The sequence below is a fragment of the Halopseudomonas sp. 4NH20-0008 genome (genome assembly GCF_057548395.1).
This window is the reverse complement of sequence record NZ_BAAJMD010000001.1, coordinates 121,304-145,877: the sequence shown is the minus strand read 5'-3', so window position 1 is coordinate 145,877 and position 24,574 is coordinate 121,304. Positions and strand designations below refer to the sequence as shown.

Sequence of the window (24,574 nt, the reverse complement as noted above, 5' to 3'; positions counted from 1 at the left end):
AAGCTCGCTAACAGGTGAAAGCCTCTCGAATCCAGTGATAGGCAGCTGGATCCTCCGAATTGCCATTGGCGGCAATGACGTCGAAGCGGCAAGGGTGCTTGGCCAGTTGGGGGTGAGTCAGAAGGTAATGCTGGGCCGCGGCAATGACGCGTTTCTGCTTGCGTGCATCCACCGTCTCTGCGGCACTACCCCACTGGCTGCTGCGTCTATATCGTACTTCGACAAATACTACTGTATCCGCATCGCGCATGACCAGATCAAGCTCACCTTGTTTACAGCGGTAATTGCGCTCAAGAACCTTCAGGCCGGCCTGCTTCATTAGCAGTTCGGCCTGCCGCTCAGCCTGATTACCGCTGACTTGTTGGCGAGTCAGTCGAATCATTGCACCTGTAGAGCCAGACTGGTGGGTGAAAGTTCACCTGCCTCCATGACTCCCCAGCTCAGTTGACGTCTGATACGGCCATCAGCCGACAAGGACAGTTGTCCTGTAGCCCCGTTGACCCGCGTATCCGGATATTGCTGCAGCTGGGGAAGACGGCTGAAGATGCGCTGGGCATCAATCCCCATGGCATACAGACGACCGAGTGCTCCGCCAGCCTGAGGCCAGTTTTGTGTGACGGGTTGGTAGAGGCTGTCGTTGCGACTCAAGAGCCAGGGGATTTCGGCAACCAAGATGCCATCAAGGTCAGCATTTTCGTTATTCAGGGGATTTACCTGGTATCCATGCGAGGTCGAAAATACCGGCAGGTCTCCGGCATACTGGAATGCCAGGGTTGGCATTAACTGTCGGGCCTGTTGTGGCGTGGCCGCCAGGAACAGCGCATCCAGATCCTGGCGCGGGGTAGGTTGAACCATCAGGCTGTTGCCGAGCAGGCGTTGCATGCGCTGCATGCGTTGCTCACTCTGCTGAATTTGCAGTAGCTGGCCAATCTGTCCCGCCATCTCAGCAGGTTGATCGATCATTTCGCGACCAATAAGGATGCCGCCTAGTCCCTCCCAGGTCTCCTTGAACGCTTCATAGGCACGGTTTCCCCAGTCGGTTTGAGCGGTCAGCGCTGCCATGCTGCGATGACCTTCAGCCCAAGCCTGCAGGGCGGCTGAACGGGCTTCATCTTCGGGTGCCAGGCCAAACTGGAACAGGCCGGCATTCGCCGCAATTGGGGACTCTGTGTAGTTCAGCGCCAGGGTTGGCAGCGGCAAGGTGGGCATGGCAGCCAGGGCACTGACCTGATCGCGTTCAAGGGGGCCGATCACCCACTCGACGCCATCGGCAACGGCCTGGGCGTAGAAATCCTGCAGGTTGTTGTAGGCGGTACTGTCGTAAAGACTGATGCGCGGTTGATCGATACCCTCGCCATAAGCCTGGTATTGGGCCGCCAGAAAACCATCGCGCAGAGCCTGGGCGGCGCTGGCCAGCGGCCCCTCAAAGGGCAGCAGCAAAGCTATATGCTTGGGGCGACTGGCATGCAGTGTCAGCAGTTGACTGAGTGATTCAGGTAGCGCATTGGCTGCAGGGTGGCTGGGATTCTTGCTTTGCCACTGCTTTATTTCGCGGGCTTGCAGATCAATGTTGCCAAGCTGACTGTCAATCAGTGCCAGCTCCAGCCAGCCGCGCATTTCACCACTGGCAGCTGCGTGAGCCTGTTGCAGTTTTGCCGAGCTGAGCTGGCTGATGTCGTTCCAGATAGTATTCAGATTGGCTTGTTGCTGAGCGGCAGGCAACAGGTTGTGAATGAATATCCGCTCGCGAGCGGCGCTCAGGCTGTCTCCAGTTAACTCGAAGGCACGGGCGCGCAGTTGTTGTATGGCCAGTTGCTCGTCCATCGGGATGCTGCCAATCTGCGCCATGGAGCTGTGCCGCAGGGCAGCAAGTGCCATTGCCGGGTTGTTCAGCCCCAAGGCACTGGCAGCTTGTAGCTCGCTGAAGCGAATCTGCTGATCAACTGGCAGCTCACTTTGTGGAATTTGTTGCAGAATAACTTGGGTCTGCTCGTGCTGGCCGGCATTGCTGGCGGCTTGTGCAGCATGCAAGCGCAGTAAATGGGCTTCTGCGCCGCTACGGCGGTCGGCATTCTGGAGGATCTGCTCAGCGCTGGCCAAGGGCGTTCTCGGCAGGTCTGACAGCTGTTTAGGGGGTGACGAACAGGCAACGAGCAATATGGCCAGGGCCAGTGACAGAATCGGCAGGCGGGTAATGCGAAGCATGCGACTATTTCCTTTCGCTGAAGACACAGGGCAGTTCGTCCTGTTGGCATTGAATCTGCGCATTGTAACCAAGGGCGGGAGCAATCACCATGCACTGGATCACGTCCTGTACAATGCATGTCTTTCACTCTTTCAGGAACTGCCATGTCCGGTACCTTGTTTGTGGTTGCCACACCGATAGGCAACTTGCAGGATATGACGCCCCGTGCACTGGATGTGTTGCGCTCGGTCAGCCTGATAGCGGCAGAAGATACCCGCCACAGTGCGCGCCTGCTTCAGCATTTCGGCATTAACACGCCGACCACGGCCTGCCATGATCACAATGAGCGGGATAAAAGCGTGCGTTTGATTGAACGTCTCAGTGCCGGGGAGGATATGGCGCTGATTTCCGATGCCGGGACGCCGCTGATTTCCGATCCGGGCTATCACCTGGTGCGCCTGGCCCGTGAAGCCGGTGTGCGGGTTTGCCCAATCCCCGGGGCCTGCGCGCTGATTGCGGCCCTGAGTGCCGCCGGTTTGCCCTCGGACCGCTTTTGTTTTGAAGGTTTTTTACCCGCCAAGGCCCATGGTCGCCAACAGCGCCTGCAGGCGCTGGCCAATGAAGAGCGCACCTGGATGCTTTACGAGGCGCCGCATCGACTGCTTGAATGCCTGGAAGATATGTTGGCGATACTCGGGCCAGCCCGCCAGGTGGTGCTGGGACGCGAGTTGACGAAAACCTTCGAAACCATCAAGGGTGCGGCCATTGCCGAGCTGGTTGATTGGGTCAGGGCTGACAGTGACCAGCAGCGCGGTGAATGTGTGCTGGTGGTTGAAGGTTTGCCTGCAGCGCCTGCAGATGAGGCTCTGAGCCCGGAGGTGGAGCGGGTACTGGATATTCTGCTGGCGGAATTGCCTGTCAAGCAGGCGGCTGCCCTGGCGGCCAAGATCACGGGCGAAAAGAAAAACCGGCTTTACCAGATAGCCCTGAGCAAGGCCTGAGGCAGCACTGGCCGAGGTGGAACTCGGCCATTCCCAGGTGAGTTTTCCTGTCGGAAGTTGAGTGTGCAGGCTAGGCCTGTTCTAGCACCATTACCCGCTGACCGGCCCGCACGGCTGAGCCAGGTTGCACGTGAATCCGGGTAACGACGGCGTCGCAGGGCGCCAGCAGCGGTATCTCCATTTTCATTGACTCGAGTATCACCAGCACATCCCCTGCCTTTACTTGCGTGCCTTCTGTGACCTGCACCTGCCAGAGGTTGCCGGCAATGTGGCTGTCCAGGCCGATTTGTCCGGACTTAAGCGGCGTCTCATCGCTCAGCTCGGCGGCCACCTCCTCGCTGTCATAATCAGCTTGCCCATTAGCTATCCAGCGCTCGCGCTCGGCCTTGAAAGCGGCCTGCTGCTGATCGCGGAAGGCCTGAATGCCCTCGACCTCCTGTTGCAGAAAGGCCTGATAGGCATTCAGATGCAGTTCTGTTTCCTCGATCTGCAGCGGGTAACGACCGAGTGGGAAGTCGCGGCGGATACGCGTGAGCTCATCGGCAGACACCGGGAAGAAGCGGATCTGATCAAAAAACCGCAGTAACCAGGGTTTGCCGCCGAAGGCCTCGACCTCGCGGTAGCGGTTCCACATCTGCAGGGTGCGGCCGACGAACTGATAGCCGCCGGGCCCTTCCATGCCATAGACACACATATAGGCGCCACCAATACCCACGGAGTTTTCCGCAGTCCAGGTCCGTGCCGGATTGTATTTGGTGGTGACCAGTCGGTGCCGGGGGTCCAGCGGTGTGGCCACCGGGGCGCCCAGGTAGACATCACCCAGGCCCATGACCAGGTAGCTGGCTTCGAACACGGTGCGATGCACCTCATCAAGGTTGGGCAGATCATTGATGCGACGGATGAATTCCAGATTGCTCGGGCACCAGGGGGCGTCCTTGCGCACTGTGGTCATGTATTTCTCGATGGCCAACTGACAGGCCGGGTCATCCCAGGACAGCGGCAGATGGACGATGCGCGAGGGCACTTTGAGATCCCGAGCGCTGACAACCTGCTCCCAGGCGCCTTCGATAATCTTCAGCAGCTGCGCCAGTGGCAGGACCTCCGGTTGGTAATGCACCTGCAAGGAACGGATGCCGGGGGTCAGGTCGCTGACGCCGGGCAGCTGCATGGCCTCCAGCGCCTGCATCAGTGCGTGACCGCGAAAGCGCAAGACCAGATCCAGCTCAGGCTGGCCGATTTCCAGTAGCAGATGGGTATCACCGGACAGCCGTGCCACCAGTTGGGTATCGGCTGCACCAATGCACAGTACTATGGGGGAAGGGGGCTCGACTGCCGGGCTACTGGCCGGACACAGGGGCTGCAGTTGCTGGATTTCCCGCTGGCGTAGCAGGGCCAGTTCGCGTGCTGTCTCTAGCCCAACCGGAAGAAAACGCACACGATCACCGGCCTTGAGCTGGCCCATCTGCCATAGATCGGCTTCGATGATGGTCACCGGGCAGACGAAGCCGCCCAGGCTCGGCCCATCTGGCCCGAGGATAACCGGCATGTCGCCGGTAAAGTCCACAGCGCCAATGGCGTAAGGGTTGTCATGGATATTCGAGGGATGCAGGCCGGCCTCACCGCCGTCCTCACGCACCCACTCCGGCTTTGGACCGATCAGGCGAATGCCGGTGCGGCTGGAGTTGAAATGCACCTCCCACTCGGTTTCCAAGAAGCGCTGCATATAGGCCGGGGTAAAATATTCAGGCGCGGCATGCGGGCCATAGATTACACGCAGGCTGCGCACCTCTGGCAGGGCTGGACAGAGGTCTGCAGTCAGACTGGCGCCGGCGTTCGGGTCGCTCAGTGCTGGAAGATGTAGCACATCGCCGGCCCGCAGGGCGCGCCCGGCGTGACCACCAAACTGTCCCAGGGTAAAGGTGCTCTTGCTGCCAAGATAGTCCGGCACCTGAATGCCGCCGCGAATGGCCAGGTAGCTGCGTACGCCGGCCCCGGCAAGGGTGCCGAGGGCCAGTTGGCTGCCCGCCGGAACAAACAGGCTGGTGTGCATGGGCTGTGGACTTCCGTCCAGCGTGACGGGGATTTCCGCGCCGGTGACGGCGACAACAGCAGCGGTGTTGAATTTCAACAGCGGGCCGTTCATGGTGATTTCCAGACCGGCGGCATCCTGGGGGTTATCCAGCAGGCGGTTCGCCAATTGCAGCGCCAGGTTGTCCATCGGGCCGGAGGGTGGCACGCCGACAGCCCAATAGCCCAGGCGTCCGGGTACGTCCTGAACGGTGGTCTGGGTGCCGCCGCTGATCACCTCGAAGGTGTTGGACTGGTAACGCAGCTGTTCAAGGCAGCGTGTCCACGGCTGGCCGCTGGCGAAGGGCGTATCCAGCAGGATCTGGCGGATATAGGCGATATTGGTTTCCACACCATAGAGTTGGGTCTCGCCCAGCACTGTGTGGAGAGCTGCACTAGCTGCCTCGCGGGTTGGCTGCCAGCAAATGATTTTGGCAATCATCGGGTCGAAGTAGGGCGGTATTTCGCAGCCGGCTTCTACCCAGGTATCAATCCGCAGCGCCTTGCCGTCGGCGGCGGGAAAGTCGACGGCGGTGAGCAGCCCCGGACAGGGCTGGAAGTCACGGCCTGGATCTTCGGCATAAACGCGGGCCTGAATGGCGTGGCCGCGGGCCTGCAGAGATTTGCCCAACTCCGCCAGTGGGGGCAGATCGCCGGCCGCCAGTTCAATCATCCAGCGCACCAGATCGACGCCCCAGACCTGCTCGGTAACACCATGCTCGACCTGCAGTCGGGTATTGACCTCAAGGAAATAGAATTGCTCGGCTTCACTGTCGTAGACAAACTCGACCGTGCCGGCGCTACGGTAGTTGACGGCGCTGGCCAGTTTGATCGCCGCTGCGCACAGCGCCTCGGCCATGCCCTCGGGCAGATTGGGCGCGGGTGTTTCCTCGATGACTTTCTGATTGCGGCGCTGTACCGAGCAGTCACGCACGCCGAGCGCCAACACCTCGCCGCAACCATCACCGAATACCTGCACTTCAAGATGACGGGCGCGCTCGATGTATTTTTCGATAAACACGCCAGCGTCACTGAAGTTGTTCTGTCCCAGACGCTTGACCGTGTCGAAAGCCTCACTCAATTCGCTGGCCGTTCGGCACACGCGCATGCCAATGCCGCCACCGCCTGCCGTGCTCTTGAGCATCACCGGATAACCCACCTGCTCGGCGGCACTGAGCGCCGATTCCAGACTGTCGAGCAGCTCGGTACCTTCCAGCAGGGGTACGCCATGCTGCTTGGCCAGGGCGCGCGCGGTGTGTTTCAGGCCAAAGACCCGCAGTTGTTCCGGTGTCGGTCCGACAAAGGCGATGCCGGCTTCCTCACAGGCTTCGGCAAAGGCGGCATTTTCCGACAGAAAGCCATAGCCAGGATGGATCGCTTGGGCACCACTCTGCTTTGCCGCGTCGAGGATCTTAGCGACATCCAGATAGGTGCCAGTGGCCGCCCCCTCACCGAGTGAGATGGCCTGGTCAGCCTGAATATGCAGGCTGGCCGCATCTGCCTCCGAGTAAACGGCCACGCCGCGAACATCAAGGTCTTTAAGCGTACGCAAAATACGGCAGGCAATAGCGCCACGGTTGGCGATCAACAAGGTATCGAACATGGTTGTTCCTCGGCCAGGTCGTCCTGGATCAGAATGCAAGGCCCCCGGGCCGTCCCGGAGTCAAAATAGTTAGCTGGAGGCTAGAAGCTGGAAGCTTGAAGTAACCCGAGCTGGATTTGACTAATAGGTGTAATTTCGGACCTTTTCTGGTACTTGCTGCACACTTTCTTCCAGCTTCCAGCTTCCAGCTTCCAGCTTCCAGCTTCCAGCTATTAGCTAATCAATCCCAAACCAGTATCTCCGCCGGCGTCGGGTTATAGCCGTTGCAGGGGTTGTTCAGCTGCGGGCAATTTGAGATCAGCACGATGATGTCCATATGCGCGACCAGCTCGACATACTTGCCGGCGCCGGAAATGCCGTCCTCAAAGGTCAGGCCACCTTCGGGGGTGACGGGCACGTTCATGAAGAAATTGATGTTGTGGCTGATATCGGCCTTGCGCAGACGACCGTCGTGCAGGCTGGCCCGCAGAAAGTTGTCGCGGCAGCTGTGCATGTAACGGGTATCCAGGGCGTAGCGCACAGTATTGCTTTCCTGGGCGCAGGCGCCGCCAAGCGTGTCGTGGCGGCCGCAGGTATCGGCACTGATGGTCAGCATCGGCTTGCCGAGATTGCTGTACAGCACACTGCCGGTGGTCAGATACACAGCGTTCTGTTTGCGCAGGGTGCGTTGCACGTCGTAGCGCTCCCGTGGGTTTTCAGCGCTGAAGAACAGCGTGTCGACTGCCTGATTGCCTTCCAGATCAAGCAGACGCAGGGTTTGTCCGGCCTTGATGTCGATCAGCCACGGTTCACCGGCCGGAATGTTGGCGCGGTATACGGCGTTGCCGGGCTGCTTGTCGCTGTGGGTCAGAGTCATGGGTATGTTCCCTCAGAGAAAGATCCGGTCGGTGTTATGCAGGCCGCGCAGGTTTTCTTCGCGGGTGCGGCGGCAGAGAATGGTGATGCCGTCATCGGCCACGCGATGCCAGCTCAGCTTGACCGGCTTGGGTGCGTACTCTGGATTCGGGTCCATCGGGTGTTGCAGGGCGGTCATGACCACCAGGGTATCCATCGGTGCGTAGAGTTCGATAATGTCGCCGGCCTGGCTGTTGTCGGGCTGAAAGGCAAAGCGGCCATCGCCGTCGACGGTGACCTTGCTGAACAGGTTCAGGGTCATCAGCAGGTCGCAGAGCTGCATGTCCCACTTGCCCATCTCGACCAGCAAGTTGTCCACGCCGTTGCGGTAAAAGCCGTTGCGCAGTTCCTGATAGCGCCCTGCACCGTATTTTTCCAGCACTTCATCGGCATTCAGCACACCGCCAAAGCTGTCACTCCAGCCACAGGTATCGGTAACGATGGCGGCCAGCACCCGGCCCATATCCGAATACAGGCAGTGACCGGCGGTCAGTTTGGCAGTGTGTTGGCACTTGAGACTATCGGGCAGGTTCAGACGCTCGCTTTTTTCATTTGCATTGAACAGCAGCAGACTGACATTGGCGCCGCCTTCGCAGTCGGTCAGGCGCAGCATCTGACCGCGCTTGAGAACAAAGGAGGTATGCCCACCGCCGGGAAGAATCTCCCGGTAGAAGGTCGGGCGCAGGGGCGTTGGCAGGGTCATCAGGTCAGGCTCCTTGCAGATGCGCTGGGGCAAGTTCACGGGTCAGGTGCTCGGGCAAGGCTTCGACGGCGGCCCGGGCTGCCTTGCGATCTGTGTTCAGCGGGATGTCATAGGTGATGCGGGCACCATAGGCGCCGGGCGCCTGAGGGTCGATGCGGGTCTTGTCGAATACCAGCAGGCGCGTGCCCAGGGTGAAACCCTCGGCCAGGTCGTGGGTCACCATGAATACGGTCAGGCCGCTTTGTTTCCAGAGTTCCAGCAGCAGATCGTGCATGTCCTTGCGGATACCTGGGTCAAGTGCGCCAAAGGGCTCATCCAGCAGTAGAATGCGCGGCGCCTTGACCAGCGCCTGGGCGATCGCCAGGCGTTGTTGCATGCCGCCCGATAGGGCATGCGGGTACTTATTCAGGGCATGACCCAAGCCGACTTTCTCGAGAATGGCTGCGGCTTGCTCACGGGCTTCGCGTCGGGCCCGACCCAGCAGGCGACCCAGCAGTGGTGAAGCCTGCAGCTCAAGGCCAAGCATTACATTGCCGAGCACGGTCAGGTGCGAGAAGACAGAGTAGCGCTGGAATACCACCCCGCGCTCCGGTCCGGGTTCGGCAGCCAGCGGCTGATCATCAAGCAGAATCTGACCCTTGCTTGGCTTTTCCTGGCCCAGTAACAATCGCAGGAAGGTAGATTTTCCACAGCCTGAGGCACCAACCATGGTAATGAATTCACCGTTGGCGACCTCCAGGTTGAGGTTTTCCAATACCACGGTGTCGTCATACTGCTGCCATACATGGCGGATAGAGATACGGCTCATGTCAGCGGCCTCCCTTGGGTTCAAACCAGGGGAAAAGACCCCGGCACAGCCCTTTCAGGGCGCGGTCCATAATGAAGGCCAGCAGGGTAATCCAAGCCACATAGGGCAGAATCACGTCCATGGCCAGATAGCGGCGCACCAGGAAGATGCGGTAACCCAGCCCGTCCGTGGAGGCGATGGCCTCAGCAGCAATCAGGAATAACCAGGCGGGGCCAAGGGCTAGACACAAGCCCTGAAGCAGGCGCGGTAACAACTGCGGCAGTACCACTCGGATCAGTACTTGCCAGGTGTTGGCGCCCAGCGTCTGCGCCTTGATCAGAAGTTCATCGGGAATTTCACTGACCCGTTGCTGCATGTCACGGATCAAGACCGGCGTGATGCCAATAACGATCAGCATCACCTTTGACAGCTCGCCCAAGCCCATGACAATAAACAGAATCGGCAATATCGCCAGGGGAGGAATCATCGAGATGACTGTCACCAACGGCGACAATGGTGTGCGTAATAGTGGGATCAGCATGGCCATTCCCAGCACCAGACTGGCGACTGCGGCAATACCCAGGCCTGTACCCAGGCGCTTAAGGCTGGCACCAGTATCGTCCCACCACAGATAGGCTCCGGTACGCCGATCAGGGGTGAGGGCCATACGTTCGACCGCGTCGGCCATCTGCGTGAAACTTGGCAGCAATTTGTCGTTTGGGTTCTCGTTCAGGCGTGCCTGGGAGCTGGCCAGATAGAACAGCAGCAGCAAGGCGAAGGGCAACAGAAATAGTCCAAGCTGCAGCACGCGGCCTGGTTTTCGGTTCATCAGGCGTGACATGGCATGCTCTCCGTTGGGCTGAGCAGGGTTTTGCGCAGTGTTTGAGGCATGGCAGGCTCCATCGGTTACAGGTAACGAGATCCCAGCGATCTGAGGCTCTCCCGGGCTTTTATCCCGCCGTGTAACCCCCTGCCGGAGGTCGACAACTCTCGGACCAGTCACCTGCAGGCAGGCCGGAACCCTAGTTGTCCATTGGTATCAAGTTGTTTCAGGCCCGGGGGCCTGGCAACGCCTGCGGCCGGTTGCGCCGCGAATCTCGTTTGCTGTTCAGGTCAATGCAGGGGCTATGCCAACCTGTTCAGGTTCAGAGATGGTGCGGGCTGCACCGCAACAGGGCGGACAGGGTGTGGATCAGCTGGTGCTGTTTGTGCCTTATATTGGTGCGCGTCGTGCTCCTTATGGGGGCGAGTGGACATCGTGCTTGCCGGCAGTGCTTTTCACGGCTAACCTTGCGTCCAAGAGTTGGCTGGACAGTCGCCGTTCCGCTTGCGGAAGGGAGGAAAGTCCGGGCTCCATAGGGCGGAGTGCCAGGTAATGCCTGGGGGGCGTGAGCCTACGGAAAGTGCAGCAGAGAGTAGACCGCCGATGGCCCCGCAAGGGGATCAGGTAAGGGTGAAAGGGTGCGGTAAGAGCGCACCGCGCGGCTGGTAACAGTCCGTGGCACGGTAAACCCCACTCGGAGCAAGACCAAATAGGAACCCTTGGGTGTGGCCCGCACTGGGTTCGGGTAGGTTGCTAGAGGCAGTCAGTGATGGCTGTCGTAGACGAATGACTGTTCACGACAGAACCCGGCTTACAGGCCAACTCTTATTTTTCTTCAACTATTCGGCCACTGTGCCGGGTAGGTGGTTAGCAGGCTTTGCCCTGCTTGATGCTTGTCTGGCGCGCCAGCCCGTGGTGCGCACTCGTTTAATGATGCTAAAAAATCCCTTCTCAGAACGAAAAAATCTTACTCCTCACAAATCACTTTAACTTTGCGTTTTGGGTAAATGATCTCGTTGATTATTTGTCTTATTAGGTCATGATGTTTGCCTGCCGTTCGTCGTAACTCCCTGCCAATAAAGGATTTTTCCGCAAATAGCGGCTTGACGCTGTATGTCCTGCTTCCTATAGTGTGCCGAAGTGGTGTGAAGTGGGTAAAAGTGGGTAGATTTGGTAAGTCCCGCCCATTTATGGAAAGCCAGTCAACAAGGGGAAGCGGAAAACGTGTTTCGGGGAACCAGTGCCATCAATCTGGACGCCAAGGGGCGGCTTGCGATGCCGGCGCGTTATCGCGACCGTCTCGTCGAGCTGTGCGCCGGCCAGTTGGTAGCCACCATTGCCCTGGAAGAGCGTTGCCTTTGGATTTACCCCATGCCCGCCTGGGAGGCGGTTGAAGCCCAGCTGCGTAAAGCGCCCAACCTGAATCCGGCAGTCAAGCGTCTGAATCGCCTGTTGATTGGTAATGCCAATGAAATCGAGCTGGATAACAGCGGTCGTTTCGTTGTGCCGCCGCTGCTGCGCGAGCATGCCGGTCTGGATAAAAAAGTCATGCTGGTCGGGCAGCTGGACAAATTCGAATTGTGGAGCGAGGACGCCTGGGAGGCGACCACGTCGTCCTACCTGGACCAGCAACAAAGTCTCGGCGAGCTGCCGGACGTGCTGCAGACCCTCAGCCTATGAATACCTTCGCGCATATCAGTGTGCTGCTTGATGAAGCACTGGACGGGCTGGATATCAAGCCCGATGGCTGCTACGTGGATGGTACCTTCGGGCGTGGCGGGCATAGCCGGGCGATACTCGCCAGGCTCTCCGCGGAGGGCCGGTTGCTTGGCTTCGACAAGGACCCGGAGGCGATCCGGGTCGGTGAGCAGCTGGCGGCCGAAGACGGCCGCTTTGTCGTTATGCAACGCACGTTTGCTGATATGGCCGAGGCCCTGCGAGACCTGGGTCTGCATGGCAAGGTTGATGGTGTGCTGCTGGATCTGGGGGTTTCCTCGCCACAGTTGGACGACGCCGAGCGTGGTTTCAGCTTCATGCAGGATGGTCCACTGGACATGCGCATGGACCCGGGTAGCGGACAAAGCGCTGCCGAGTGGATCAACAGTGCCAGTGAAGATGACATTGTCACCGTGCTCAAGGAGTACGGTGAAGAGCGTTTTGCCCGCCGTATGGCGCGCGCAGTGGTGATGCGTCGCAGCCAGCAGCCTTTCACCCGTACCGGAGACCTGGCTGAGGTGCTGAAGGAGGCCAACCCGGCCTGGGAAAAGCACAAGCATCCGGCTACCCGTGCCTTCCAGGGTATCCGCATCTTTATCAACCGTGAGCTGGATGACCTGGGTGATGGCCTCAAGGCGGCGCTTGACGTGCTGTCGCCCGGTGGCCGTTTGGCCGTTATCAGCTTCCATTCGTTGGAAGATCGGCTGGTCAAGCAGTTCATGCGCCGCGAAGCCAAGGGTGCGCCATTGCCCCGCGACCTGCCGATCCGCGATGCGGACATTCAGGTCAGCCTCAATCTGGTGGGCAAGGCAATCAAGCCCTCCGTAGCCGAAGTGGCCAGTAACCCGCGTTCGCGTAGCGCCGTGCTGCGTATTGCCGAGAAGCGGCCATGAGCCAGTTGAAGCTGCTGCTCGAATCCACCCGACTGCCGCGCAGCAGTGGTTGGTTGATGATCGTCTGGGTATTGATCCTGGTCAGTGCTCTGGGTGTGACTTACAGCGCGCACTGGAGCCGTGTATTGCTCAATGAGCTGGCCGCGGAAATGACCGAGCGTGAAAAGGCCCAGGCTGATTGGGGTCGGCTGGTGTTGGAGCAAAGCACCTGGACGGCTCATCACCGTGTCGAATCCCTGGCTGTCAGTCAGCTCGGCATGCGGGTTCCCGAGGCCCGTGAAGTGATCCTGGTGAAGCCATGATGCGGCTCAAGCCCAACGGCAGTCTGCACCCCTGGCGCTTTCGGCTGGTCATCAGTCTGCTGGCGCTTTGCTGCGCCCTGATCAGCTGGCGCATTGTTGACTTGCAGGTTGTCGACCGGGACTTTCTCAAGGACGAAGGTGACAAGCGCAGCGTGCGACATACCGTGATCCCGGCCCACCGCGGTCAGGTGACGGATCGGCATGGTGAGCCGCTGGCCGTCAGCACCCCGGTTCTGACCTTGTGGGCCAATCCTCAGCAACTGGTTGCCCATGAGCCGCGCTGGGGCGAGTTGGCCAGAGCCTTGGGCACCGACGAAGCAACCTTTGCCGAGCGCCTGCGGGCCAACGCTGAGCGCGAGTTCATCTACCTGCGTCGTGGCATGACGCCGCAGGACGGCGAAGCGGTTATTGCCCTGCGGGTCCCCGGGGTTTACAGCATTGAAGAATATCGGCGCTTTTATCCGGCGGGCGATGTCGCGGCCCATCTGGTTGGTTTTACCAACGTCGATGAAGCCGGCCAAGAGGGTCTGGAACTGACCTATAACGACTGGTTGCGTGGCGTACCCGGACGGCGCGAAGTGCTGCAGGACCGCCGTGGACGGCTGATCAAGGACGTTCAGGTCATCAGTAACGCGCGCCCCGGCAACGACCTGACCATGTCGATTGATCTGCGTCTGCAGTACATTGCCCACCGCGAGTTGCGTGATGCGTTGCAGCAATTCAATGCCAGGGCCGGTTCGGCGGTGTTGATTGATGTGCGCACGGGTGAAATTCTGGCCATGGCCAATCAGCCCAGCTACAACCCGAACAACCGTGCCAACCTGCGCCCGGACAGTATGCGTAACCGCGCCTTGATTGATGTGTTCGAGCCGGGCTCACCGATCAAGACCTTTACCGTGGCGGCGGGTTTGATGAGCGGTCGCTACAACGCCAGTACCGTGCTGGATACGCGCCCCGGGACCATGCGCGTGTCGACCCTGACAGTCCGTGACTTCCGCAATTACGGCATGCTCGATCTGGGTGGTGTGATCATGAAGTCGAGCAACGTCGGCGTGGTCAAGATCGCGCTGGATATCGGCGCGGAAAACATTCATGGCCTGCTGCAACAGCTGGGTCTGGGCGAATACACCGGTCTGGGTTTTCCCGGTGAAAGCGTTGGCCGTTTACCTTCCCATCGCCGCTGGCCGCAGATCGAAACGGCCACGCTGTCCTACGGGTATGGCCTGTCGGTAACGGCGACGCAGCTGGCGCATGCCTATGCCACCCTGGGTAATTATGGTCGCCGGGTGCCACTGTCGCTGCTTCGCGTTGATCAGCCGGAGCAGGGCGTGCAGGTGATTCCCGAGGATGTCAGTCGCCAGTTGCTGACCATGTTGCGCGGCACAGTAGATGGTGAAGGCGGCACGGGCTCCCGTGCTCGGGTACCGGGCTATCAGGTTGGCGGCAAGACCGGGACGGTGCACAAGACTCTGCCAGGCGGCGGCTATGCCACTGACCGTTATCGCTCGGTCTTTGCCGGCGTGGCCCCGATCAGCAACCCGCGCTTCGCTGCCGTGGTGGTGATTGATGAGCCCAGCAGCGGTGAATATTACGGCGGCCTGGTTGCAGCGCCGGTGTTTTCCGAAATCATGTCCGGTGCCCTGCGTCTGTTGAACGTCACCCCCGATGACTTGCCTGAGCTGCAACAGGTCGAGCTGCCGCCGGTTCAGCCAGAGGGAGGTCGCGGATGATTGCCCTCAAGCAGCTGTTCCCGGAGTGGACCGGTGAGTCGGTGCAGATTAATGCGCTGAGTCTGGATAGCCGTCATGTCAGCAAAGGCACGCTGTTCCTGGCGGTACCGGGCCTTCAGCACGATGGTCGCGAATTTATTGCCCAGGCACTGTCCGCCGGCGCCGCCGCGGTGGCCTATGAGGCTGACTGGCCGACCCTGCCGGCAAGTCGTGTACCCATGCTGCCGGTCACCGGTCTGGTGCAGCAGCTGTCGGCGCTGGCCGGGCGTTTTTACGGTGAGCCAGCTCAGAGTTTGAAGCTGATCGGTATCACCGGCACCAACGGTAAAACCAGTGTCAGCCAGATGCTTGCCATGGCCTTGAATCAACTCGACCAGCCCTGCGGCGTCATCGGTACCCTGGGTAGCGGTTTGCTCGGTAGTCTGGAAGATCAGGGCATGACCACACCCGATGCCCTGCGTGTTCAGCAGTCACTGGCAGCGCTGCGGGATCAGGGCGCGGCCTGGGTCAGCATGGAGGTTTCCTCGCATGCCCTGGACCAGGATCGCGTAGCGGCGCTGGGGTTTGATCTGGCTGTCTTCACCAATCTGAGTCGCGACCACCTGGATTATCACGGCGACATGGTCCGTTATGGCGCTGCCAAGGCACGTCTGTTTGATCTGACCCGCGGCAGCGCGGTGATCAATCTGGACGATGCCTTTGGTCGCGAGCTGGCAGCCCGGTGTCCCGTGACTTGCATTGGCTTCAGCCTGCACGACGCTGAGGCCAGCCTGCACTGCAGTGATATTCGCTTCGATGCCATGGGCATTCATGCCCTGGTGCATTTCGAGGGTCAGCAGGGTGAGCTGCATAGTCCGCTGCTGGGCAGCTTCAATCTGTCCAATTTGCTTGCCGTGCTGGGTGCTTTGTTGGCGCTGCAGATTGATATGCAGCGTGCGCTGGCGCTGATTGCCGGTTTGCAGGCGCCGGCCGGGCGCATGCAACGCCTCGGTGGCGGGTCGCAGCCGCTGGTGGTGATTGATTATGCGCATACCCCGGACGCACTGGAAAAAGCCCTGGCGGCATTGCGCGCCCATGTCAGCGGCAAGCTGACCTGTGTCTTTGGTTGTGGTGGTGACCGTGATACCGGCAAGCGGCCCTTGATGGGGCGCGTCGCCGAGCAGGGCGCCGATCAACTGCTGGTTACAGATGACAATCCGCGCAGCGAGGACTCGGCAGAAATTATCAAACAGATTCTTTTCGGCCTGGACAGTCCGGCACAGGCCGAGGTGGTGGCCAACCGTGCGCAGGCCATTGCCCGCAGCATCGCGGCGGCCAAGGCCGGTGATGTGATTTTGCTGGCCGGCAAGGGTCATGAAGCTTATCAGGAGATCAACGGCGTGCGTCATCCATTCAGCGACAGTGAGCAAGCCCTGGCGGCCCTGCGGGATTGGGAGATGAAACATGCTTGAATCAATGCGTTTGTCAGACCTGTTAAAGCCGCTATTAGCCAGCCTTCCCGGCGCTGATGCGACGTTCAATAGCGTCAGCATTGACGCCCGTCAGGTGCAGCCAGGCGGCTTGTTTGTCGCCCTGCCAGGTCATCAGGTGGACGGTCACGACTACCTGGCGCAGGCGCGTGAAAACGGTGCGGCTGCCGCCATGGTCAGTTATCTGGTCGATGACCCGCTGCCACAGCTGCTGGTGCATGACTGCCGTTATGCCCTGGGACAACTCGGTGCATTGGCGCGCAATGCCTTTACTGGCCCGGTGGTGGGGATTACCGGTTCGAGCGGCAAAACCACGGTCAAGGAAATGCTCGCCGCCATGCTGCGTGAGCGCGGCCCGGTGCTGGCCACCCGTGGCAACCTGAATAACGAGCTCGGCGTGCCACTGACCCTGCTTGAGTTGCAGCCCGAGCATCAATTCGCTGTGATCGAAATGGGTGCAGCCCAGGTGGGCGACATCAACTACTGCATGCAGCTGGCGCGTCCCAGCGTCAGCATCCTGACCAATGCCGGAATGGCCCACGTCGGACGATTTGGCAGCCCGGAAAACATTGCCCTGGCCAAGTCGGAAATTCTGTCGGGTCTGCCCGCTGATGGTCAGGCGGTGATCAACCTCGACAGCCCCTGGTTCGAGCAGTGGTATCAGCTGCTGGGCAAGCGCAAGTCACTAGCTTTCAGCATGCATAACCCGACTGCCGAGTTGCGGGCCGAGGGAGTCAAGCTGGATGTCAGAGGCTGTCCGGGCTTTCTGCTGGTCACCCCCAAGGGCTCGATTACCGTGCAGATGAACCTGCTGGGTCGCCACAATATTGCCAACGTGCTGGCCGCCGCCGGTGCTGCATTGGAACTCGGATGCGAACTGGAAACCATTCGCCGTGGCCTGAGCAAGCTGCAGCCAGTCAGTGGCCGTGGTTGTCCACGCCAGGGTTTGAATGGCGCGCTGGTCATCGATGACAGCTACAACGCTAATCCGGCGTCGGTCATGGCGGCGATTGATTTGCTCGTCGACCTGGGTGGCTTCCGCGTGCTGGTCCTTGGCGATATGGGCGAGCTGGGTGAGTGGGAGCAGCAAAGTCACCGTGAAGTTGGACTCTATGCCCGGGAAAAGGGTGTTGATGCCCTGTATGCCGTTGGCACCTTGTCGGCCTTGAGCTTTGAGGCCTTTGGTCAGGGTGCCCAGTTGTTTGACAGCAAGGCGGCGTTGATAGCTGCCCTGCGTAATGAATTGAATGCCAATGTCCGCGTGCTGGTAAAAGGCTCACGCACGGCGGGTATGGATGAAGTGGTAGCCGGTCTGGTTACTGACGCTGAAACCGACAATAACAAGCATAAGGCCAGCTGATATGTTGTTACTCCTGACCCAATACCTGCAGCAGTTCCATAGCGGGTTCGCGGTATTCCAGTACCTGACCCTGCGCGGCATTCTCGGCGTGCTGACGGCGTTGGGCCTGGCCTTGTTTCTCGGTCCCTGGATGATACGCACCCTGCAGACCCGTCAGATTGGCCAGTCTGTGCGCAATGACGGACCGCAGTCGCACCTGTCGAAAAAAGGCACCCCAACCATGGGTGGGGCACTGATTCTGGTTGCCATTGCCGTCAGTACCTTGCTCTGGTCTGACCTGAGCAACCTGTATGTCTGGGTTGTGTTGGGAGTGACCATCAGTTTTGGTGCGATTGGCTGGGTTGATGACTATCGCAAGGTGATCGAAAAGAACTCGCGCGGTCTGCCGTCTCGCTGGAAGTATTTCTGGCAGTCGGTGTTTGGTCTTGCCGCGGCAATTGTGCTGTACCTGGCCGCCAAGACGCCGGTTGAAACCACGCTGATCGTACCTTTCTTTAAACAGGTGGAATTCCAGCTGGGCATGCTCTTTATCGTACTGACCTATTTCGTGATTGTTGGCTCCAGCAATGCGGTCAACCTGACCGATGGTCTGGACGGTCTGGCCATCATGCCGACGGTGATGGTCGGTGGTGCCCTCGGTATTTTTGCTTACCTGTCAGGCAACATTCGTTTCGCTGAATACCTGCTGATTCCCCATGTCGCCGGTGCCGGCGAACTGATCATCTTCTGTGGCGCGCTGGTCGGGGCGGGTCTCGGCTTTCTCTGGTTCAACACCTACCCGGCTCAGGTCTTCATGGGTGACGTCGGGGCATTGGCTCTGGGTGCCGCCTTGGGCGTTATCGCAGTGATTGTGCGGCAGGAAATCGTGCTGTTCATCATGGGCGGCATCTTTGTTGTGGAAACCCTCTCGGTAATCGTTCAGGTGGCGTCGTTCAAGCTGACCGGGCGCCGGGTATTTCGCATGGCGCCGATTCATCATCACTTCGAATTGAAAGGATGGCCCGAACCACGGGTCATTGTGCGCTTCTGGATCATCACTGTTGTTCTGGTGCTGATCGGTCTGGCTACATTGAAACTGCGTTGAGGAGCTGAAAGGTGTCACTGATTACCACGGATAAGAAGCGGATTATCGTCGGGCTCGGGAGTACCGGGCTGGCGGTTGCGCGCTATTTGGCCGGCCGTGGCATTCCTTTTGCGGTTTGTGACACCCGCAGTAATCCGCCTGGACTGGAACAGCTGAAGCGCTTTGCACCTCTGGCCGACCTGTTTCTTGGCGAGTTGGATGAGCAATTGCTGTGCGCTGCCGGTGAACTGATCGTCAGCCCCGGCATTGCGCTGTCAACACCAGCACTCTTGGCCGCCAAGGCCGCTGGGGTCAGCATTGTCGGCGATATCGAACTCTTTGCCCGGGCCGCACAGGCTCCGATTGTTGCTATTACCGGTTCGAACGCGAAAAGCACGGTCACTACCCTGGTCGGTGATATGGCCAAGGCCGCGGGCAAGCGCGTAGCCGTGGGCGGCAATCTGGGTACCCCGGCGCTGGATCTGCTGGACGACAAGGTCGAGCTTTATGTGCTTGAGTTGTCGAGCTTTCAGCTGGAAACCACCGAGCAGTTGAATGCCGAGGTGGCCACTGTGCTGAATATCAGCGAAGACCACATGGACCGCTACGACAGCCTGGCCAAGTATCACCTGGCCAAACATCGGATCTTCCGTGGTGTGCGCCAGATCGTGGTGAACCGGGATGATGCGCTGTCGCGGCCACTGGTGGCCGATCAGATGCCGTGCTGGCGATTCGGTCTGTCGCGGCCGGATTTCAAGGGCTTCGGTTTGCTTGAGGAGCAGGGACAACTGTTCCTGGCTTTTGAGTTCAAGACGCTGATACCGGTATCGGAACTGAAGATTCGCGGCAGTCACAATCAGGCCAACGCCTTGGCCGCTCTGGCGCTGGGGCACGCTGCAGGCTTGCCGATGGCGGCCATGCTCAAGGCACTGCGTGAGTTTACCGGTCTGCCGCACCGTTGCCAGTGGATCGCTGAAGTGGCCGGGGTCAATTACTACGATGACTCCAAGGCCACCAATGTTGGCGCTGCGCTGGCCGCCATTGAAGGCTTTGCCGCTGGTAGCACGGGCCGTCAGGTGCTGATTGCCGGTGGCGATGGCAAAGGCGCTGATTTTACGTCCCTGCGTGATGCCGTCAGCAAACATTGCCGCGCCGTGGTTCTGCTGGGCCGCGATGCGTCAATCCTAGAGCAGGTACTGACCGGTTGCGCCCCGCTGCTGCGCGTACAGAGTCTTGAAGAGGCGGTCACCCAGGCCCGTTCTCTGGCCCAGCCTGGCGACATCGTGCTGCTGTCTCCGGCCTGCGCCAGCCTGGACATGTTCAAGAATTTCGAAGAACGCGGGCAGCGTTTTGCCGCTGCAGTGGAGGCCTTGTCATGATCGCTGCCTCGGCCCTGATGCAGTACGCCGGCCCGCTGGTTGGTCAGCGTCGCTTCGACATGGATATGCCGCTGCTGGTGGCGGCATTCTGTCTGCTCGGTCTGGGTCTGGTCATGGTGTCTTCTGCATCAATCGAAGTGGCGGCGGGGTTGCTGAACAATCCGTTGTACTACATGACCCGGCAAATCGTGTATCTGTTGATCGGTTTGGCTGCTTTGGTCTGTGTTCTGTCTATTCCGATCCGGCTGTGGGAGCAGTTTCGCTTCCCGTTGCTGTTTCTAGGTTTTGCCCTGTTGATCGCCGTTCTGATTCCGGGCATTGGTCGCGAGGTCAACGGCAGTTGGCGCTGGATTGCCGTGGGTCCGATCAACGTTCAGCCTTCGGAGTTGGCCAAGCTGTTTTCGGTGGTTTTTCTGGCAGGCTATCTGGTGCATCGTCAGGATGAAGTCAAAGAGCGCTGGTTTGGCTTTATCAAGCCTTTCATGGTGTTGTTCCCGATGGCCTTCCTGTTGATTGTCGAGCCTGATTTCGGTGCCACTGTGGTGCTGCTGGGGGCGGCGGTTGGCATGCTGTTCCTGGGGGGCGTAGGTCTGTTCCGCTTTATTCTGCTGTTCGGTTCGCTGACCATCGCCGCTGGCGCATTGATCGTCACCGAATCCTACCGCCTGCAACGCATGATCGGCTTTCTCAACCCCTGGGACGATCCCTATGGTTCGGGTTACCAGTTGAGTCAGGCGCTGATCGCCTTTGGCCGTGGCCACTGGACTGGGCTGGGGCTGGGCAACAGCATCCAGAAGCAGTTCTTCCTGCCTGAGGCACACACTGACTTTGTATTCGCCGTACTGGCTGAAGAGCTGGGCCTGATTGGAGCCTTGTCGGCCTTTGCCCTGCTGATCTTCGTGGCCGTACGCAGCCTGTATATCGGACTCTGGGCCGAGCGTGCCGGCCGATTGTTTCCTGCCTACCTGGCCTACGGTCTGGCGATCATGTGGATTGGCCAGATTCTGATCAACGTCGGGGTGAATGTTGGTTTGCTGCCAACCAAGGGTCTGACGTTGCCCTTCCTCAGTTACGGCGGCAGTTCCCTGGTGGTGTGCTGCATTACCCTCGGCCTGTTGTTGCGTATTGACTGGGAGCGCCGTCAGGCGTTGCGGGAGGCGATCAATGACTAAGCGAATTCTGGTCATGGCGGGCGGTACCGGTGGGCACGTTTTTCCGGCGCTGGCTTGTGCCCGCATGCTGGTCGACCAGGGCTATGAAGTGCATTGGCTGGGAACCCGCCGCGGTATTGAAGCCGAACTGATTCCCGCAGCCGATCTGCCGATTCATTACATTGATATTCAGGGTTTGCGCGGTAAGGGCAAGCTTGGCCTGCTGAAGGCGCCATGGCTGATTGCCCGGGCACTGGTGCAATCACTGCGCGTACTCAAGCAGTTGCAGCCGGTCTGTGTGTTGGGTGCCGGTGGCTATGTCACGGGTCCGGCTGGTCTGGCTGCCTGGATCAAGGGTATCCCGCTGGTAATTCATGAGCAGAATGCCGTGGTTGGCACCACCAACAGGATGCTGGCGCGCTTTGCCGCCCGCCGCTGTGAAGGCTTTCCAGAAAGTTTTGCCGATACGCCCAAGCGCCGTACCACCGGTAACCCGGTACGTGAAGAGATACTGGCGGTTCCGGATAGCGACTGGTCAGGCACGCGGACGCCGCGTTTGCTGGTTCTCGGTGGCAGCCTGGGCGCACAGCCACTGAATCAATTACTGCCCGCTGCCGTTGCTGCGCTGGCTGAAGAGGTTCGGCCTGAGGTCCTGCATCAGTGTGGTAAGCAGCATGTGCAGGCGACCCAGGATGCCTATGCGGATCTTGGCCTGCGCATTCAGGTCGAACCCTTTATTGCCGACATGGCAGCCGCCTATGCCTGGGCTGATCTGGTGGTTTGTCGCGCCGGCGCCTTGACCGTCTGTGAGCTGGCTGCTGCCGGACGTCCAGGCCTGCTGATTCCGCTGCCCCATGCGATTGATGATCACCAGACTGCCAACGCGGCCTATCTGGCCAAACAGGGTGCCGCTTTGTTGGTGCCACAGGCCGGGCTGACCAGCGCACAACTGAGCCAACAGATGAACAGCCTTTTTACCCAGCCGGAGACACTGCACGCGATGGCCGATAATGCCCGCCGTCAGGCCAAGCCCCTTGCTACGGCGGATGTCGTTCGCGCCTGCCTGGAGGTCGCCAATGACCAGTAAACGCCAGAAGGCCACCTTCACCCTGCCGGAAATGCGTCGTATCCGCCGAATTCACTTTGTCGGTATCGGTGGTGTGGGCATGTGTGGTATCGCTGAGGTGCTGCTGAATCTGGGCTACGAAGTCTCAGGTTCGGACCTCAAACGCTCGGCCGTGACTGACCGGCTGGAAAGCTTTGGTGCCCGCGTGGATATCGGTCATCGCCCGGAGAATCTGCAGAATGCCGACGTGCTGGTGGTATCCAGCGCGGTCAACACCAGCAATCCGGAAGTCGCGGCGGCCATTGATCAACGCATTCCGGTGGTACCGCGCGCTGAAATGCTCGCCGAGTTGATGCGTTATCGGCACGGCATCGCCGTGGCCGGCACCCATGGCAAAACCACGACGACCAGCCTGATTGCCTCAGTACTGGCCGCCGAAGGTCTGAGTCCAACCTTTGTTATCGGCGGCCGCCTGACCAGCGCCGGTACCAATGCCCAGTTGGGTGAAAGCCGCTATCTGGTCGCCGAGGCGGATGAGAGTGATGCCTCCTTCCTGCATCTGCAGCCAATGGTTGCCATCGTCACCAATATTGATGCCGACCACATGGACACCTACGGTGGCGACTTCAACAAGCTCAAGCGCACCTTTGTAGAGTTTCTGCACAACCTGCCGTTTTACGGTCTGGCTGTGCTCTGTATTGATGATCCGGTCGTGCGAGAGATCCTGCCGCAGGTCAATCGTCAGGTCATCACTTACGGGCAGTCGGAAGAGGCTGATATCCGCGCTGTGGATATCAGCCAGTCGGGTATGCAAACGCATTTCACCGTGCTCCGTGACGGCCGTGAAGATCTGCGCGTGTCGGTCAATATGCCCGGCGTGCACAACGTCTTGAACGCCCTGGCAACCATTGCCGTGGCTACTGACGAGGGTGTCAGTGATGCCGCCATCATCAAGGGACTGACCGGCTTTGAGGGCGTCGGACGGCGCTTTCAGGTGTATGGCAATTTCCCTGTTCAAGGTGGCGACGTGATGCTGGTGGATGATTATGGTCACCATCCCCGTGAGGTGGCTGCGGTGATCAAGGCAGTACGCGCCGGTTGGCCGGATAAGCGCCTGGTGATGATCTATCAACCCCATCGCTTTACCCGGACCCGTGACCTGTTTGAGGACTTTGTTCAGGTACTGGCCGAGACCAATGCACTGCTGTTGATGGAGGTCTATCCGGCTGGCGAAGAGGTCATCCCCGGTGCCGACAGCAAGCAGCTGTGCCGGAGCATTCGCCTGCGCGGCCAGGTTGACCCCATTTATGTGGAACGTAACGCGGATGTCATGCCGCTGTTGGAGGCCGTGTTGCAGCCAGGCGATATTTTGTTGACTCAAGGTGCCGGTGATATTGGCGGTCTGGCCGCGCAACTGGCTGAGGCTTTGACAGAACGCAGTCCGGCGTCCGGGGAGGCATCGGCATGATAGATGTCAAAGAGTTGGGTCGCGTTGCCGTGTTGTTCGGGGGCCGTTCCGCCGAACGTGCCGTGTCGCTGAAATCGGGCAAGGCCGTGCTCGACGCATTACTGGCGGCGGGAGTGGATGCCTACGGTATTGATGCTGGTAATGACCTGGCTCAGCAATTGATCAGCAATCGTCCTGATCGGGTGTTTATTGCCCTGCATGGCCGTGGCGGCGAAGACGGCAGTCTGCAAGGCCTGCTTGAATGCCTGCAATTGCCTTACACCGGCAGTGGCGTGATGGCCTCAGCGCTGGGCATGGACAAGCTGCGCACCAAGCTGGTGTGGCAAAGCATGGGCCTGCCGACTCCGGCCTATGCCGTATTGCGTTCAGAGCAGGATTGCAGCGGCATTGTCGAGTCTCTGGGTACCCCCTTGATTGTCAAGCCGATCCATGAGGGCTCAAGCATCGGGATGGCCAAGGTCGACTCATTGGCTGATTTGCAGCAGGCCTGGCTCTCGGCCCGTCAGTACGATGATCTGGCGCTGGTTGAACAGTGGATCACGGGCGCCGAATTTACTGTGGCGATTCTGGATGGCAAGGCACTGCCAGCCATTCGCCTGCGTACACCACACAGTTTCTACGACTACGAAGCCAAGTATCTGACCAATGATACCCAGTACATCTGTCCCTGTGGTCTGAGTCCGGAAACCGAGGCGCGCCTCGGTGAGATGTGCCTGCAGGCGTTCAATGCAGTGGGTTGCAAGGGCTGGGGGCGAGTCGATGTGATGCAGGATCAAAGTGGCAATTTCTATCTGCTGGAGGTCAATACCGTGCCCGGTATGACGGACCACAGTCTGGTTCCCATGGCCGCCAGTGCCGCCGGGATGACATTCACGGATCTGGTGCTGGCGATACTGTCCAGCGCCAGTTACTGA

Annotated in this window: 20 protein-coding genes, 1 other RNA gene and 1 riboswitch; of the genes, 14 read left to right on the top strand and 7 right to left on the bottom strand. The window is 59.7% G+C overall.

Annotated elements, in window-relative coordinates; genetic code table 11:
• Positions 1–7: 7 nt before the first annotated feature.
• Positions 8–373, bottom strand: coding sequence for a YraN family protein (locus AC27HQ_RS00600; protein ID WP_487154180.1), 366 nt, complete (start codon positions 371–373; stop codon positions 8–10).
• A gap of 5 nt (positions 374–378) precedes the next feature.
• Complete coding sequence (locus tag AC27HQ_RS00595; protein WP_487153877.1) at positions 379–2,205, bottom strand: penicillin-binding protein activator; 1,827 nt, start codon at positions 2,203–2,205, stop codon at positions 379–381.
• A gap of 144 nt (positions 2,206–2,349) precedes the next feature.
• Between AC27HQ_RS00595 and rsmI the strand changes: the two genes are divergently transcribed.
• Positions 2,350–3,186 (top strand): 16S rRNA (cytidine(1402)-2'-O)-methyltransferase, encoded by an 837-nt coding sequence (rsmI, locus tag AC27HQ_RS00590; RefSeq protein ID WP_487153876.1) that lies wholly within the window; start codon positions 2,350–2,352, stop codon positions 3,184–3,186.
• A 70-nt stretch (positions 3,187–3,256) separates the two neighbouring features.
• On the opposite strand, the gene uca is transcribed toward rsmI, so the two are convergent.
• The 5 genes from uca to AC27HQ_RS00565 all read right to left on the bottom strand — a co-directional run bounded on the left by uca (position 3,257) and on the right by AC27HQ_RS00565 (position 10,081).
• A complete protein-coding gene (gene uca / locus AC27HQ_RS00585; RefSeq protein WP_487153875.1) occupies positions 3,257–6,856 on the bottom strand; it encodes an urea carboxylase in 3,600 nt (1,199 codons plus the stop codon).
• Positions 6,857–7,076: 220 nt separating this feature from the next.
• Positions 7,077–7,712: an urea amidolyase associated protein UAAP2 gene (locus tag AC27HQ_RS00580; protein ID WP_487153874.1), complete on the bottom strand. Its 636-nt coding sequence runs from the start codon at positions 7,710–7,712 to the stop codon at positions 7,077–7,079.
• 12 nt (positions 7,713–7,724) lie between these two features.
• Positions 7,725–8,453 carry an urea amidolyase associated protein UAAP1 gene (locus tag AC27HQ_RS00575; protein ID WP_487153873.1) on the bottom strand — a complete coding sequence of 243 codons (729 nt, stop codon included), beginning with the start codon at positions 8,451–8,453 and terminating at the stop codon, positions 7,725–7,727.
• 4 nt (positions 8,454–8,457) lie between these two features.
• Entirely contained in the window at positions 8,458–9,261 is an 804-nt protein-coding gene (locus AC27HQ_RS00570; protein WP_487153872.1) for an ABC transporter ATP-binding protein, read from the bottom strand.
• Between the two features lies 1 nt (position 9,262).
• Positions 9,263–10,081 carry an ABC transporter permease gene (locus tag AC27HQ_RS00565; RefSeq protein WP_487153871.1) on the bottom strand — a complete coding sequence of 273 codons (819 nt, stop codon included), beginning with the start codon at positions 10,079–10,081 and terminating at the stop codon, positions 9,263–9,265.
• A 96-nt stretch (positions 10,082–10,177) separates the two neighbouring features.
• A riboswitch (guanidine-I (ykkC/yxkD leader) is annotated at positions 10,178–10,277 on the bottom strand.
• A 262-nt stretch (positions 10,278–10,539) separates the two neighbouring features.
• Between AC27HQ_RS00565 and rnpB the strand changes: the two genes are divergently transcribed.
• From rnpB to AC27HQ_RS00500, 13 genes are all read left to right on the top strand, one after another.
• Positions 10,540–10,893: RNase P RNA component class A (rnpB, locus tag AC27HQ_RS00560), an RNA gene on the top strand.
• Between the two features lie 394 nt (positions 10,894–11,287).
• The gene (mraZ, locus tag AC27HQ_RS00555; protein WP_487153870.1) at positions 11,288–11,743 is read left to right on the top strand and encodes a division/cell wall cluster transcriptional repressor MraZ; all 456 of its coding nucleotides are present in this window, start codon (positions 11,288–11,290) and stop codon (positions 11,741–11,743) included.
• Positions 11,740–12,672 carry a 16S rRNA (cytosine(1402)-N(4))-methyltransferase RsmH gene (gene rsmH, locus AC27HQ_RS00550; RefSeq protein ID WP_487153869.1) on the top strand — a complete coding sequence of 311 codons (933 nt, stop codon included), beginning with the start codon at positions 11,740–11,742 and terminating at the stop codon, positions 12,670–12,672. The genes mraZ and rsmH overlap by 4 nt, the downstream gene beginning before the upstream one ends.
• Positions 12,669–12,974: a cell division protein FtsL gene (gene ftsL, locus AC27HQ_RS00545; RefSeq protein ID WP_487153868.1), complete on the top strand. Its 306-nt coding sequence runs from the start codon at positions 12,669–12,671 to the stop codon at positions 12,972–12,974. The genes rsmH and ftsL overlap by 4 nt, the downstream gene beginning before the upstream one ends.
• Positions 12,971–14,704, top strand: coding sequence for a peptidoglycan D,D-transpeptidase FtsI family protein (locus AC27HQ_RS00540; protein ID WP_487153867.1), 1,734 nt, complete (start codon positions 12,971–12,973; stop codon positions 14,702–14,704). The genes ftsL and AC27HQ_RS00540 overlap by 4 nt, the downstream gene beginning before the upstream one ends.
• Positions 14,701–16,155 carry a UDP-N-acetylmuramoyl-L-alanyl-D-glutamate--2,6-diaminopimelate ligase gene (locus tag AC27HQ_RS00535; RefSeq protein ID WP_487153866.1) on the top strand — a complete coding sequence of 485 codons (1,455 nt, stop codon included), beginning with the start codon at positions 14,701–14,703 and terminating at the stop codon, positions 16,153–16,155. Before AC27HQ_RS00540 ends, AC27HQ_RS00535 begins: the two co-directional genes overlap by 4 nt.
• The gene (locus AC27HQ_RS00530) at positions 16,148–17,533 is read left to right on the top strand and encodes a UDP-N-acetylmuramoyl-tripeptide--D-alanyl-D-alanine ligase (RefSeq protein WP_487153865.1); all 1,386 of its coding nucleotides are present in this window, start codon (positions 16,148–16,150) and stop codon (positions 17,531–17,533) included. Before AC27HQ_RS00535 ends, AC27HQ_RS00530 begins: the two co-directional genes overlap by 8 nt.
• A gap of 1 nt (position 17,534) precedes the next feature.
• Positions 17,535–18,617, top strand: coding sequence for a phospho-N-acetylmuramoyl-pentapeptide-transferase (mraY, locus tag AC27HQ_RS00525; RefSeq protein ID WP_487153864.1), 1,083 nt, complete (start codon positions 17,535–17,537; stop codon positions 18,615–18,617).
• Positions 18,618–18,628: 11 nt separating this feature from the next.
• Positions 18,629–19,975 (top strand): UDP-N-acetylmuramoyl-L-alanine--D-glutamate ligase, encoded by a 1,347-nt coding sequence (gene murD / locus AC27HQ_RS00520; protein ID WP_487153863.1) that lies wholly within the window; start codon positions 18,629–18,631, stop codon positions 19,973–19,975.
• Positions 19,972–21,147 (top strand): putative lipid II flippase FtsW, encoded by a 1,176-nt coding sequence (gene ftsW, locus AC27HQ_RS00515; RefSeq protein ID WP_487153862.1) that lies wholly within the window; start codon positions 19,972–19,974, stop codon positions 21,145–21,147. The genes murD and ftsW overlap by 4 nt, the downstream gene beginning before the upstream one ends.
• Positions 21,140–22,213: an undecaprenyldiphospho-muramoylpentapeptide beta-N-acetylglucosaminyltransferase gene (murG, locus tag AC27HQ_RS00510; protein ID WP_487153861.1), complete on the top strand. Its 1,074-nt coding sequence runs from the start codon at positions 21,140–21,142 to the stop codon at positions 22,211–22,213. The genes ftsW and murG overlap by 8 nt, the downstream gene beginning before the upstream one ends.
• Positions 22,203–23,660 (top strand): UDP-N-acetylmuramate--L-alanine ligase, encoded by a 1,458-nt coding sequence (murC, locus tag AC27HQ_RS00505; RefSeq protein WP_487153860.1) that lies wholly within the window; start codon positions 22,203–22,205, stop codon positions 23,658–23,660. The genes murG and murC overlap by 11 nt, the downstream gene beginning before the upstream one ends.
• Positions 23,657–24,574 (top strand): D-alanine--D-alanine ligase, encoded by a 918-nt coding sequence (locus AC27HQ_RS00500; RefSeq protein WP_487153859.1) that lies wholly within the window; start codon positions 23,657–23,659, stop codon positions 24,572–24,574. The genes murC and AC27HQ_RS00500 overlap by 4 nt, the downstream gene beginning before the upstream one ends.

Bases quoted from the DNA above. Each gene is read 5' to 3' on its own strand.
- uca (WP_487153875.1), bottom strand. From the start codon at position 6,856: ATGTTCGATACCTTGTTGATCGCCAACCGTGGCGCTATTGCCTGCCGT.
- rsmI (WP_487153876.1), top strand. From the start codon at position 2,350: ATGTCCGGTACCTTGTTTGTGGTTGCCACACCGATAGGCAACTTGCAG.
- AC27HQ_RS00575 (WP_487153873.1), bottom strand. From the start codon at position 8,453: ATGACCCTGCCAACGCCCCTGCGCCCGACCTTCTACCGGGAGATTCTT.
- AC27HQ_RS00530 (WP_487153865.1), top strand. From the start codon at position 16,148: ATGCTTGAATCAATGCGTTTGTCAGACCTGTTAAAGCCGCTATTAGCC.
- AC27HQ_RS00535 (WP_487153866.1), top strand. From the start codon at position 14,701: ATGATTGCCCTCAAGCAGCTGTTCCCGGAGTGGACCGGTGAGTCGGTG.
- mraY (WP_487153864.1), top strand. From the start codon at position 17,535: ATGTTGTTACTCCTGACCCAATACCTGCAGCAGTTCCATAGCGGGTTC.
- AC27HQ_RS00540 (WP_487153867.1), top strand. From the start codon at position 12,971: ATGATGCGGCTCAAGCCCAACGGCAGTCTGCACCCCTGGCGCTTTCGG.
- ftsW (WP_487153862.1), top strand. From the start codon at position 19,972: ATGATCGCTGCCTCGGCCCTGATGCAGTACGCCGGCCCGCTGGTTGGT.
- murG (WP_487153861.1), top strand. From the start codon at position 21,140: ATGACTAAGCGAATTCTGGTCATGGCGGGCGGTACCGGTGGGCACGTT.
- ftsL (WP_487153868.1), top strand. From the start codon at position 12,669: ATGAGCCAGTTGAAGCTGCTGCTCGAATCCACCCGACTGCCGCGCAGC.
- murC (WP_487153860.1), top strand. From the start codon at position 22,203: ATGACCAGTAAACGCCAGAAGGCCACCTTCACCCTGCCGGAAATGCGT.
- AC27HQ_RS00580 (WP_487153874.1), bottom strand. From the start codon at position 7,712: ATGACTCTGACCCACAGCGACAAGCAGCCCGGCAACGCCGTATACCGC.
- AC27HQ_RS00565 (WP_487153871.1), bottom strand. From the start codon at position 10,081: ATGTCACGCCTGATGAACCGAAAACCAGGCCGCGTGCTGCAGCTTGGA.
- AC27HQ_RS00500 (WP_487153859.1), top strand. From the start codon at position 23,657: ATGATAGATGTCAAAGAGTTGGGTCGCGTTGCCGTGTTGTTCGGGGGC.
- AC27HQ_RS00570 (WP_487153872.1), bottom strand. From the start codon at position 9,261: ATGAGCCGTATCTCTATCCGCCATGTATGGCAGCAGTATGACGACACC.
- AC27HQ_RS00595 (WP_487153877.1), bottom strand. From the start codon at position 2,205: ATGCTTCGCATTACCCGCCTGCCGATTCTGTCACTGGCCCTGGCCATA.
- rsmH (WP_487153869.1), top strand. From the start codon at position 11,740: ATGAATACCTTCGCGCATATCAGTGTGCTGCTTGATGAAGCACTGGAC.